Here is a 12,750-nt window from a genome sequence, read left to right as displayed (position 1 = left end):
ATGACCTTTATCGGTTGTATCATTCTCGTTAAATTGGCGCAATGATTATTGTGAGCTAACGCATAATACGCAGTGCGTAAAAATAACGGTTAGGAGTGTTTTATGTCGGGGAGTGTAAATAAAAAAGAAGAAGCAAGCTGGGGAATGCTTCTTCATGGAAAAAATAGTCTAAAATCGCTCGCTTTAGCAGGAGGCGTTGCATTACATGCAATTAATGTTTATATCACGATAACAACACTGCCTTCTATTGTCCGAGATATAGGTGGGCTCAATTTATATGCATGGAACACCACTGTTTTTATTCTGGCTTCAATTCTTTCTTCTGCATTAACTTCACGATTGCTGAGTGCATTTGCACCTCGCAATAGTTATCTTTTTGCCACCATTTGCTTTTTATCTGGCTCTGTTATTTGTGCAACAGCACCCTCAATGCAGATATTGCTTTTAGGGCGATTTATTCAAGGGGCTGGCGGAGGAATGTTGCTGGCACTTGCTTACTCGTTAGTTCGAGTCATGTTTCCTCAACCACTTTGGTCCAGAGCCATGGCGTTAATGTCTAGTATGTGGGGAATATCGACACTATTAGGACCCGCACTGGGTGGAATATTTGCTGAATATGATGTTTGGCGTGGCGCATTTTGGTCTATTTTATTTGTAGGTATTCCTTACGCTATTTTATTATTAACTATTCTTCCTACCGAAAATAATGCTGATAATATTGTCGCCAAAGCGCCGTTACCTTCTCAACAGCTTATTTTATTAATGCTCGCTGTATTATCTATTTCTATTGGCAGTCTTTATAACGTTATTTTATATAACACCTTATCCTTTATATTTGCAGTGATCTTTATTTTACTGCTAGTCAATATTGATAAAAGATCAAATGATGGCTTATTTCCTAAAGGAACATTTTCTTTTTCTGCACCATTAGCACCAATATATCTCACCATGGCTTTATTAGGGATCAGTGTGCAAACAGAAGTCTTTGTGCCCTATTTCTTGCAAATTATCCATAATATTACCCCTCTACTTTCGGGTTATTTAGCAGCATTGGTTGGTGCAGGTTGGTCTTTCTCTGCCATTGTGTCTTCATCAAGTAAACAATCTACTGCTCAAAAATTAATGCGTTTTGGTCCAATGATTAACTTTTCAGCCATTGTGATCCTTGGTTTATTTATCTCTAATGTTCTAACCATACCTTATGGGCAAATTATCATTATTTGTATAGCCCTCTTTTTTACAGGTGCTGGAATAGGTATGGCATGGCCTCATTATTTAACTCGTGTATTGCATGTCTCTCAAGGGCAAGAAGCTCAAAAAGCAGCAACTTCTATTACCACTATCCAATTGTTTTCAACAGCTGTTGGAGCCTCTATTTCAGGGACAGTGGTTAATATGGCAGGGTTAACAGATCCGGGTGGCATGATAGGCGCTCAAAATGCTGCACATTGGCTCTTTATTGTTTTTGCAATAACGCCATTAATTGCTTTTTTTACAGCAAGAGTTGTTGTCTCTCGAGCTAAAACAAATTAGCCATTTCACTCTTTAAAAATAACAAAGCCTCATTAATGAGGCCTTGTTATTATTCAAATTCTCTTAAATTAATACTTTTCGAAATTCTCTTGGATTTTCGCAGACTCTTGCGTTTGTATTAAAGATAATTGTAATAATACTCTCGCTTTTTGTGGGTTTAAGCGCTCTGATGCAACAAAGCCATATTTTGCATCATCAACTTCACCATTTTGTGTAGTAAAGCCTACTGGTACACGGCTTGCACGCACAACAACCACACCTTTTTTAGCGCCATCGGCTAAGGTATCAAAAATATCAGTATATAAGTTACCGTTACCAACACCCGCGCTGACAATACCTTTATAGCCATTATCAATAAAGGCTTTTGCTGGTAAATTAGAGGCGTTTGAGTAGTTATAAACAATACCCACTTTTGGTAATTCAGTTAGTTTACTGACATCAAATGCGGGTTTATCAGCACGAGGTAATGCCGCAGTGTAATAATGTACCTTGCCGTTATGTACGTAACCTTGAGCACCGGCATTAACTGGCTGGAATGCTTGTACTTCAGTCGTATTCATTTTCACGACATCTTTACCACTGATAACCGCATTGTTCATAGTGACTAACACACCACGATTTTCAGAAGCTTTATCACTGGCAATCACAACTGCGTTAAAAAGATTTAAAGGACCTTCAGCGCCTAATGCAGTTGCAGGGCGCATTGCACCAACCATAACAACTGGTTTTTTACAGGCTGTTGTTAAATCCAGAAAGTAAGCCGTCTCTTCCATGGTGTCAGTACCATGAGTGATAACAAATCCGTCCGTTTTATCACAATCTGCATTAATTTTATTAGCCAGCTTAAGCCATACTTGGTCATTCATATCTTGAGAACCAATGTTGACGACTTGCTCGCCTTTTAAATTAGCGACTTTTTTAGCCTCAGGTACGGCATTAATTAGCGTATCAATACCTAATTTACCCGCTGTATAGCTTGATGTTGTTGCTGAATCACCACCACCTGCAATGGTACCACCAGTAGCTAAAATGGTGACATTAGGTAAGGCGAAAACAGAACCACTGACTACAGCTAATAGACTGGCAAACAATGTTTTTTTCATCATCGAACTGATCCCTTATGAGTTTATAAATAAATCCAATTATGATGATTTTTAATTATTAATTCCGTGATAAATCGAACGTATTTATTAAAAAAACTCATATGTTAAATAATTTATTAGTTATGAATATGGTTAGTCAGTTCTAAATGAGAGAAATTATTAGTGATTAACAGGGGATTTCAGTATCATGTGCCCCCTAACTATCATCCGCAAAATATTAATGAAACCTGCCATGTCACAAACATTCATTCCTGGCAAAGATGCCGCACTGGAAGATTCTATCGCTAGCTTTCAGAAAAAATTAACCGACTTAGGCTTTAACATTGAAGAAGCTTCATGGTTAAACCCAGTTCCTAATGTCTGGTCTGTTCATATTCGCGATAAAGATTGCCCTTTATGTTTTACTAACGGTAAAGGTGCCAGCAAAAAAGCAGCATTAGCTTCCGCATTAGGCGAATACTTTGAACGTCTTTCAACTAATTATTTCTTCTCTGATTTCTGGCTAGGTGCTGATATTGCAGAAGGTGAATTTGTTCACTATCCAAGTGAAAAATGGTTCCCTCTCACTGAGGATGATTCTGTTCCTACAGGTTTATTAGATGCGCGTTTACGTGAATTTTATGATCCTGAAGGTGAGTTATGTGGTAGTGAATTAGTTGATTTACAATCAAGTAATCATGATCGTGGAATTTGCGCACTACCATTTATTCGTCAATCAGATGAAAAACCTGTTTATATTCCTGTAAATATTATTGCTAACTTGTATGCCTCTAATGGCATGTCTGCGGGTAATACAAAGAATGAAGCTCGTGTCCAAGGACTTTCAGAAGTTTTTGAACGCTATGTGAAAAACCGCATTATCACCGAAAGAATTAGCTTACCTGAAATTCCTAAAGAGGTTTTAGCTCGCTACCCTGCTGTTATTGAAGCGATTAATACCTTAGAGCAAGAAGGTTTCCCAATCTTTAGCTTTGATGCTTCTTTAGGGGGACAATTCCCTGTTATTTGTGTCGTGTTATTTAACCCACAAAATGGAACTTGTTTCGCTTCTTTTGGAGCTCATCCTGATTTTGGTGTAGCTTTAGAGCGTACCGTCACGGAGTTATTACAAGGCCGTAGTCTTAAAGATCTTGATGTTTTCAACCCACCAAGCTTTGATGATGAAGAAGTGGGTGATCACACCAATCTTGAAACACATTTTATTGATTCAAGTGGTTTAATTAGTTGGGATCTATTTAAGAAAGATGCCGATTATACTTTTGCTGATTGGAATTTCAGTGGCACCACTGAAGAAGAGTTCCATACCTTAATGGCGCTGTGCCAGCAGTGTGATGCTGAAGTCTATATTATGGATTACTCACACTTAGGCGTTTATGCGTGTCGTATTTTAGTACCTGGTTTATCCGATATTTACCCTGCAGAAGATCTACAGTTAGCCAATAACATTATGGGTGTACATTGGCGTGATACTATTCTTTCGTTACCAACAAGCGAAGGCACAAAAGAAGAATATTTATCACTTATCGGTCAATTTGATGAAGATGGTCTAGACGACTTTACTCGTATCAGAGAAATGATTGGTATTGCACCAGGTAAAGATAATGGCTGGAGCCATTTGCGAGTGGGTGAATTAAAATCCATGCTTGCACTTGCTGGTGGTGATCTTGATCAAGCGCTTGTCTGGGTTGAATGGACTCAAGATTTCAACGCTTCTTTATTTACGCCAGAACGCCAAAATTATTATCGCTGCTTACACAATCTCTTATTATTACAACAAGAGACTGAACGTGAACCTGTGCAATACATGTATGCATTCTCTCGTATGTATGGAGAAGAAACATTACAAGCAGCCTTAAACGCAATACAAGGTAAACAAGCATTTTATGGTTTACAACCTATCGATGCTGACTTAACAAATTTACCTATTCATCAGTCGTTACTTACTGCTTATGAAAAATTGCAAAAAGCAAAACGTCAATCGAACAAATAAGCCTATTTTATTTAGGATGATTTATTAAATAATCACTAAATTTAACTGAATAATAAGCGCGTATTTAAATTGAAACACTCTATTGAAAAGTAGAGTGTTTTATTTTGCTAAAAATAAATTTTTGACAATTTTGTCAACTTGACAAATATGCCATCCGACAAAATTGTCAAAATATGGCAAAATTGACGATTTAAGATATTTAATACGACACTATAAATATATATTGAACTTTTGCACTAAGAATATAGCTTAAATACAGTTTAAATTGCTATTTGTTTAACCAGTTCTCAAAAATTTAAAAACCTTATTTTTATAATGGTTATATGTCTGGAGTAATCAATCATGATTAACCACAAATAAAGTAATGTTTATATTTATGGAAAAAGTAAATAAGGCGTTAAATTTGATTTTTAATTCTTAACATACGGGGTCTAAATAATACTTTATCTTTACTTTTTACTTTATTTATCCAGCTAGTCTAAAATTTTTTGATAATTTTTAAAAAATTTTTTTATTTTATTAATCAAATGGTTATAGCTAAAATAGCGGGTTTTTACGCACTGAAATCGGGTTTCTAATAAGCGACCATGATCCATATCAATTTTAGAAGTAAGCCCCTTTGCTACTATTATTGCGTGCTATAATTATTCCAACATATAAGAGAGTGTTAGTATGAAAGCTGACAGCCCTTTTAATTTATTATCACCTGCTGATATGGCAAAAGTTGCCGATGATGCATGTTGTTATAAAGCAAATAAACATATTCCAACGACTTACTTATCTGCATTTACTGCGGGAATGTTTATATCAATTGCTTTTGTTTTTTATATTACTGCTACTACAGGCACCGCATCTGTTCCATTTGGGCTGGCTAAATTAGTTGGCGGGATCTGCTTCTCTCTGGGGTTAATGCTCGTCGTCGTTTGTGGCGCGGACTTATTCACCTCAACTGTTCTGACTATTATTCCTAAAGCGACTGGACGTATATCTTGGGGCAAAATGTTTGCTAACTGGATAAATGTCTATCTTGGTAACTTCATTGGCGCACTCTTTTTTGTTGCCTTAATGTGGTTTGCTGGCCAACATATGGCTGCAAATGGGCTTTGGGGGCTAAACGTTTTACAAACTGCACAACATAAAGTTGAACACACTTTTATCGAAGCAGTTTGTTTAGGCATTCTAGCTAACTTAATGGTTTGTCTTGCAGTATGGATGAGCTATGCAGGTCGTACACTCATTGATAAGCTTTTTGCACTGATTTTACCTATAGGTATGTTCGTTGCTAGCGGTTTTGAGCACAGTATCGCTAACATGTTTCTTATTCCTTTAGGTATTGTTATTAAGAATTTTGCACCCGCAGAATTCTGGACTAAAGTAGGTGCATCACCCGAACAATTTTCAAATTTAACGGTATCAAATTTTCTCTCTGATAATTTATTGCCTGTCACTATCGGTAACATTATTGGCGGGGCAGTCCTAGTCGGTCTGGTATACTGGTTAATGCATCTGCGCGGTGACAAACATTAATCCGTGCAGGTATGACTGATTTCTTAAGTTCCATTGTAAAAAGGTAGAAGTATCATGTCTGATTTAAATGAAAAATTTGCTGAAGCATGGAAAGGTTTTTCTGAAGGTGAATGGCAGAACGGTGTTAACGTTCGTGATTTTATCCAAAAAAACTATACTCCATATGAAGGCGACGAATCTTTCCTAGCAGGTTCCACTAAAGCAACTGATACACTTTGGGAACAAGTTATGGAAGGCATCAAAATCGAAAACCGCACACATGCGCCGGTTGATTTTGATACTTCTGTTGCTTCAACTATCACATCACACGATGCGGGTTACATCACTAAAGATTTAGAACAAGTCGTAGGTTTACAGACTGATGCACCTCTGAAACGTGCGATCATCCCATTCGGTGGTATCCGTATGGTTGAAAGTTCTTGCCACGCTTACAACCGTGAGCTGGACCCAGAACTGAAAAAAATCTTTACTGATTATCGTAAAACTCACAACCAAGGCGTTTTCGATGTTTATACTCCAGACATCATGAAATGCCGTAAATCTGGTATCTTAACAGGTTTACCAGATGCTTATGGTCGTGGCCGTATCATCGGTGACTACCGTCGTGTTGCACTGTACGGTATCGACTTCCTGCGTAAAGATAAATTCGCTCAATTCACTTCTTTACAAGAAAGAATGGAAAAAGGCGAAGATCTGGAAATGACTATCCAACTGCGTGAAGAAATCGCAGAGCAGCATGCTGCTTTAGGTCAAATCCAAGAAATGGCTGCAAAATACGGCTACGATATTTCTCGCCCAGCTCAAAACGCAAAAGAAGCAGTACAATGGACTTACTTCGGTTACTTAGCCGCTGTTAAATCTCAAAACGGTGCTGCAATGTCATTTGGTCGTGTATCTACATTCTTAGATATCTACATCCAACGTGATATTGATGCAGGTTTACTGACTGAAGAACAAGCTCAGGAATTAATTGACCACTTAGTCATGAAATTACGTATGGTTCGTTTCTTACGTACTCCTGAATATGATGAGCTGTTCTCTGGTGACCCAATCTGGGCAACAGAATCTTTAGCTGGTATGGGTTTAGATGGCCGTACTATGGTAACTAAGAATACTTTCCGTTTCTTAAATACCCTGTACACAATGGGTCCATCACCAGAACCAAACATGACCATCCTGTGGTCAGAACAACTGCCTATCAACTTTAAAAAATACGCAGCGAAAGTCTCAATCGATACTTCTTCAATCCAGTACGAAAATGATGACTTAATGCGTCCTGACTTCGACAGCGATGACTATGCAATCGCATGTTGTGTTAGCCCAATGGTTGTTGGTAAACAAATGCAGTTCTTCGGTGCTCGTGCAAACTTAGCGAAAACCTTACTGTATACCATCAATGGTGGTGTTGACGAAAAACTGAAAATCCAAGTAGGTCCAAAACATGCTCCAATCAAGGACGAAGTATTAAACTTCGATACCGTGATGAACCAAATGGATCACTTTATGGATTGGTTAGCAACTCAGTACGTCACTGCGCTGAACGTTATCCACTACATGCACGATAAATACAGCTATGAAGCAGCTCTGATGGCACTTCATGATCGTGATGTATATCGTACAATGGCATGTGGTATCGCAGGTCTGTCTGTTGCAGCTGACTCACTGTCTGCAATCAAATATGCAAAAGTTTCTCCAATCCGTGATGAAAACGGCTTAGCGATTGACTTCAAAATTGATGGCGAATACCCACAATTTGGTAACAACGATTCTCGTGTAGATGACATCGCTTGTGACTTAGTTGAACGTTTCATGAAGAAAATTCAGAAACTGCGTACATACCGTAATGCGGTACCTACACAGTCTATCCTGACTATCACTTCAAACGTTGTTTACGGTAAGAAAACAGGTAACACTCCAGACGGTCGTCGTGCAGGCGCGCCATTCGGACCAGGTGCTAACCCAATGCACGGTCGTGACCAAAAAGGTGCTGTTGCTTCACTGACTTCAGTTGCTAAACTGCCATTTGCTTATGCAAAAGACGGTATTTCTTACACCTTCTCAATCGTGCCTAATGCATTAGGTAAAGATGATGATGTTCGTAAAGCGAACCTTGCAGGTCTGATGGATGGTTATTTCCACCACGAAGCCGGCATTGAAGGTGGTCAGCATCTGAACGTTAACGTGATGAACCGTGAAATGCTGTTAGAAGCAATGGAAGATCCTGAGAAATATCCTCAGTTAACTATCCGTGTTTCTGGTTATGCAGTTCGCTTTAACTCACTGACTAAAGAGCAACAGCAAGACGTTATCACCCGTACATTTACACAAACAATGTAATAAAGATAACTATATGCATTTATTTACTGAGAAAGTAGATAAAATCGCTTAGAATAAAGGCCCCTACTTTGGGGCCTTTTTATCTAGACAGTTTTGGAGTAACCCTGTTATGTCCGTACTTGGTCGTATCCACTCATTTGAATCCTGCGGTACTGTTGACGGTCCCGGAATACGTTTCATTGTTTTCTTTCAAGGATGCTTAATGAGATGCCTCTATTGTCACAATCGTGACACATGGGATACTCATGGTGGGCAAATCGTCACAGTTGATGAATTAATGAAAGAGGCGGTTACCTATCGTCATTTTATGAATGCTTCTGGTGGCGGTGTTACTGCTTCTGGTGGCGAAGCGATTTTGCAAGCAGAGTTTGTGCGCGATTGGTTCCGCGCATGTCAAAAAGAAAATATCCATACTTGCTTAGATACTAACGGCTTTGTTCGTCGTTATGATCCCGTTATTGATGAATTAATGGATGCTACTGACTTGGTGATGCTCGACCTAAAACAAGTCAATGATGAAATTCACCAAAAATTAGTGGGCGTATCAAACCAACGCACACTTGAATTTGCCCGTTATTTAGCCAAGCGAGGCCAAAAAACATGGGTTCGTTATGTGGTTGTTCCGGGTTGGTCTGACGATGATGATTCTGCTCATCGTTTAGGCGAATTTATTAAAGATATGAAAAACATCGAAAAAGTAGAGCTACTACCTTACCACGAACTCGGCAAACATAAATGGGTAGCTTTAGGCGAAGAATACAAACTAGATGGTATTCATCCACCGTCAAAAGAGACGATGGAAAATGTTAAATCCATTCTTGAGTCTTACGGCCATAAAGTAATGTATTAAATTCTTCTACTTAGAATTAATTTAAGAAGCAGCGTTTTTAAGCGCTGCTTTTTTGTTTAATGTTTACTATTAGCCATAATGTTTTTCTCGATGGCAATTTGGGCAGAGAGCTTCAGCATTCTCAACCGTATCACCCCCTCCTTGTGATAAAAATATTTTATGATGTACTTCAAGATAAGGTTCTGATTTATACTCTGGGTTATCTTTATTCTGCTTCTCTTTTTGATTAAATGGCGCAGGTTTTTTACAACATTCACAAAACCCTTTTGCTCTATCTAAAACCTCTGCAACAACATCTGGATTACGTGGATAAACCAATACTTCTCTCGAAATATATTCAAGCCTAGCCGGCGCTTTTTTTAATCTTTCCTGACGAGCTTTTTTTGAAGATCCTCTTGATTGCTTAACCGCATCTTCAAATTCTTCATTGAGTTTTTCTAAAGTCCGATCTTTACTTTGAATCTCTGTATTTAAGTTATTATTTAAAACGTCAAGTAAAACCCTAGATACTTTCTCTGAAAGAGGTTTTCTTAATGATTGTCCTTGCTTACAAAAATGACGTTTAAAATTATTCCAATTATAAGGAGTATCTAGCTTAGGTAAGCTTTTACTTAAAACATCCTCATCTAACTCAATAAATTTATTTAAATATTCATCATCAGGTGCTTTAAATTTTAACCTATTAGGTGATTTGGTGTTTTTTTCATCTACATAGTGACCAACAACCTCAAATAATCCGCATAATTTATAATTTTCATTAGTTTTTATTTTTTGAATAATAAAAACTTTATCTCCTTTTTCAATATTATAAAGGTCACCTACTCGAGCACCTGATAATCCATAACCACTTTTATAATCAAAATTCTTCTTATTTTTATCACCATGTAATGCATAATAATATTTCATTTTTATTCCTATTTATTATCGTGCATTCATTTTACTTAAGACACATACCCTCTTATCAAAGAAAAGGCTGCAAATAAGCTATCTAATACTCCTATTGCTATAACAGAATAATATTGCTTTTTTACTATAAGATTATCCTTAACCTATATTAGCTTTAATACAGTTGATTAATAACAAAACAAAAAGATATTATAGAGGGCTTATATTTATAAACAAAGATATCGGGATTAAGGTACAGGAAATGGAACAAGACAACAATTCATCGCAAACAGAGCCGCAAGAGATCTTTACGCCTATTCCTCAAGCACGAGGTGCTTCAGGCGGAGTGCGTTGGTTAGGACTCGGATGGGATTTAATAAAAGAACGTTTTTGGATGTGGATCGGCGTTATTATTATCTACTTTATCGTTAGTCTTATTATATCAACCATTCTTGGATTCATTCCGCTATTGGGTCCAATCATTTCACCTTTTGTTACTACTGTATTAGCCGCTGGTGTCGTGGCAATTGCTCATCAGCAGTATGAGACTCAACGTATTGATGTTGATACTTTATTCTTTGGCTTTTATAACAAACGTTACCTTAGCTTGATGGGCGCATATGGTATTAGTTTCCTAATTTTACTTGTAGGTTTTATTCTTGCATTTATCGTCAGCAGTGCCGCTATGATGGATATTTTTTATGCTATCAATAGCGATTATCCTGAAGAAATCATTGCTGAAATGATGATGGATAACTCGTCTGGATTTATATTATTTTTTGTTATTATCGCTATTTTTGGTGCATTAAGCACTGCAGCCTATTGGTTTGTTCCTGCGCTTGTATTAGTCAATGGTTATAAAGCATTCCCTGCAGTTAAAGCGAGCCTAGCAGCAGTAAAAATAAACTTATCTGGTGGGTTCTTCTTCTTTATTTTACTGTTCTTTATTATTGCTATTAGTGTTATTCCATTTGGTTTAGGTTTACTGATTACTATTCCTCTTTCCTATACAGCAATGTATGGCTCTTATCGTGATATTTTTTATCATCATAATATAGGAAATCAAGGAAATAACGGTGGCATCAATGGAAATGGTGCAATTTCTCTAAATAAAACCGCTGAATCCAATATTGGAAAATTAGTAAGCTAATATTAGCGTTAACAACCTAAATAAAACAGCAGTAGACTGAAGCAATCTCATCTACTGCTTTTTATTAGCTAAAATAAATCTTATTAGCCTGCAAACGGATTTTTATTATCGTAAGACTTATTGTAAAGTGCGTCAGAGATCAAATAGTTATAAATTTCATCAACAATTTCAATGCCTTCTTTTTCGCTTCTTTGTTCTTCTATTTGGCTATTTTCACCAGGATAGAGAACTTTATCTACATTAGGGGCCGGCTTAATCGCATTTAATTCCCCCATAACTTGTGAGATATGCTCTCTAAATAATGTCGCATCAGTAAAGAATGCAGGATTAATTACAATATGTAATTGGCCTAACTCTCGTCCTTGCGTTAAATCATGATACATCGAGCTGACATGTTTACCAAAAGGAAGCCCAAGCAAAATACCTGATAACACATCGACCATCATCATCAAACCATAACCTTTAGGGCCAGCAATGGGCAATAAGCCTTTTACCGCAAAAGGATCTGTCGTAGGTTTTCCGCTTTCATCTACCGCCCAAGTATCAGGAATATCGACATGACGTGAACGCGCATCAAGCACCTTGCCCCATGCCTGTACTGTTGTCGCCATATCGAATGTAATATGTTTATCACCTACGCCTGGAGCAGAAAACGCGATAGGGTTTGTGCCGTAATACACTTCTGAGCCACCAAAAGGAACAACCATAGGATCAGATTGGCAAAGTGAGATACCTATCATTCCTGCTTGTGATGCCTGCTCGACAAAATAAGAAAGTGCGCCACTGTGACCAATTCGTCTTACACCAACGACTGCGACGCCCTTCTCCTGTGCCATTTTAATTGCGCGTTCCATTGCATCTTTCGCGGCAACATGGCCTGCGCCATTATCGCCATCAAATACAGCGCTACAAGGTCCAGTTTCAGTATAAGTAAAATTAGGTGTGGTATTGGTACCACCTTTGCTAATGCGCTCTGCATAATACTCTACACGCACAGCACCATGAGAATGAATGCCTTTACCATCAGCATGGACTAAGACATCAGCCACCGTATCTGCATGGGCTTCATTTAGCCCAGCATGATGTAATTTATTTTTAATTAATTGATGTAACTGCGGTTTAGAAACTATCATAGAATATGCTCTTTTGTAGGGTTCTATTTAAATAGAAACGTCATAAAATAATTAAGGTAAATTCGAGCGATAGGTCTAATTTAACAGCATAAATAGGATCTGCCGTGATCGGTTTAACCAATGAAGGATTGCGTTATATTTTTGTTAAATAGTCATTTCTTTATTAAAAACCTTTTTATAATAGCTCTTGTTATAAACAAAAAAGTGGAACAATTTCTTGCTCCACTGACTATTTGATCACA

Annotated in this window: 9 protein-coding genes; 6 read left to right on the top strand and 3 right to left on the bottom strand. The window is 37.6% G+C overall.

The features are described 5' to 3' along the window. Positions 1–102: 102 nt before the first annotated feature. The gene (locus LG402_RS06585) at positions 103–1,533 is read left to right on the top strand and encodes an MFS transporter (protein ID WP_227336650.1); all 1,431 of its coding nucleotides are present in this window, start codon (positions 103–105) and stop codon (positions 1,531–1,533) included. A 68-nt stretch (positions 1,534–1,601) separates the two neighbouring features. Here the strand turns inward: LG402_RS06585 and ansB are convergent, their stop codons facing one another. Continuing rightward, entirely contained in the window at positions 1,602–2,639 is a 1,038-nt protein-coding gene (gene ansB, locus LG402_RS06580; protein WP_227336649.1) for an L-asparaginase 2, read from the bottom strand. 229 nt (positions 2,640–2,868) lie between these two features. Between ansB and ycaO the strand changes: the two genes are divergently transcribed. The 4 genes from ycaO to pflA all read left to right on the top strand — a co-directional run bounded on the left by ycaO (position 2,869) and on the right by pflA (position 9,340). Beyond that, complete coding sequence (gene ycaO, locus LG402_RS06575) at positions 2,869–4,626, top strand: 30S ribosomal protein S12 methylthiotransferase accessory factor YcaO (RefSeq protein WP_227336648.1); 1,758 nt, start codon at positions 2,869–2,871, stop codon at positions 4,624–4,626. Positions 4,627–5,298: 672 nt separating this feature from the next. Continuing rightward, positions 5,299–6,153, top strand: coding sequence for a formate transporter FocA (focA, locus tag LG402_RS06570; RefSeq protein WP_109408791.1), 855 nt, complete (start codon positions 5,299–5,301; stop codon positions 6,151–6,153). Positions 6,154–6,207: 54 nt separating this feature from the next. Then, the gene (gene pflB, locus LG402_RS06565; RefSeq protein WP_166539641.1) at positions 6,208–8,490 is read left to right on the top strand and encodes a formate C-acetyltransferase; all 2,283 of its coding nucleotides are present in this window, start codon (positions 6,208–6,210) and stop codon (positions 8,488–8,490) included. Positions 8,491–8,599: 109 nt separating this feature from the next. Further along, entirely contained in the window at positions 8,600–9,340 is a 741-nt protein-coding gene (pflA, locus tag LG402_RS06560; RefSeq protein WP_036938126.1) for a pyruvate formate lyase 1-activating protein, read from the top strand. Between the two features lie 69 nt (positions 9,341–9,409). Here the strand turns inward: pflA and LG402_RS06555 are convergent, their stop codons facing one another. Then, complete coding sequence (locus LG402_RS06555; protein ID WP_227336647.1) at positions 9,410–10,246, bottom strand: HNH endonuclease signature motif containing protein; 837 nt, start codon at positions 10,244–10,246, stop codon at positions 9,410–9,412. A gap of 241 nt (positions 10,247–10,487) precedes the next feature. Between LG402_RS06555 and LG402_RS06550 the strand changes: the two genes are divergently transcribed. After that, positions 10,488–11,375, top strand: coding sequence for a BPSS1780 family membrane protein (locus LG402_RS06550; RefSeq protein WP_166539643.1), 888 nt, complete (start codon positions 10,488–10,490; stop codon positions 11,373–11,375). An 83-nt stretch (positions 11,376–11,458) separates the two neighbouring features. Here LG402_RS06550 and allD read toward each other — a convergent pair whose 3' ends face one another. Continuing rightward, the gene (gene allD / locus LG402_RS06545) at positions 11,459–12,508 is read right to left on the bottom strand and encodes an ureidoglycolate dehydrogenase (protein ID WP_166539644.1); all 1,050 of its coding nucleotides are present in this window, start codon (positions 12,506–12,508) and stop codon (positions 11,459–11,461) included. Between the last annotated feature and the right edge of the window lie 242 nt (positions 12,509–12,750).

Source organism: Proteus sp. NMG38-2 (assembly GCF_020640995.1).
Classification (GTDB): Bacteria; Pseudomonadota; Gammaproteobacteria; order Enterobacterales; family Enterobacteriaceae; genus Proteus.
This window is presented reverse-complemented; position numbering and strand designations above follow the sequence as displayed.

Coding starts and splice junctions, on each gene's coding strand:
- LG402_RS06585 (WP_227336650.1), top strand. CDS start 103: ATGTCGGGGAGTGTAAATAAAAAAGAAGAAGCAAGCTGGGGAATGCTT.
- ansB (WP_227336649.1), bottom strand. CDS start 2,639: ATGATGAAAAAAACATTGTTTGCCAGTCTATTAGCTGTAGTCAGTGGT.
- ycaO (WP_227336648.1), top strand. CDS start 2,869: ATGTCACAAACATTCATTCCTGGCAAAGATGCCGCACTGGAAGATTCT.
- focA (WP_109408791.1), top strand. CDS start 5,299: ATGAAAGCTGACAGCCCTTTTAATTTATTATCACCTGCTGATATGGCA.
- pflB (WP_166539641.1), top strand. CDS start 6,208: ATGTCTGATTTAAATGAAAAATTTGCTGAAGCATGGAAAGGTTTTTCT.
- pflA (WP_036938126.1), top strand. CDS start 8,600: ATGTCCGTACTTGGTCGTATCCACTCATTTGAATCCTGCGGTACTGTT.
- LG402_RS06555 (WP_227336647.1), bottom strand. CDS start 10,246: ATGAAATATTATTATGCATTACATGGTGATAAAAATAAGAAGAATTTT.
- LG402_RS06550 (WP_166539643.1), top strand. CDS start 10,488: ATGGAACAAGACAACAATTCATCGCAAACAGAGCCGCAAGAGATCTTT.
- allD (WP_166539644.1), bottom strand. CDS start 12,508: ATGATAGTTTCTAAACCGCAGTTACATCAATTAATTAAAAATAAATTA.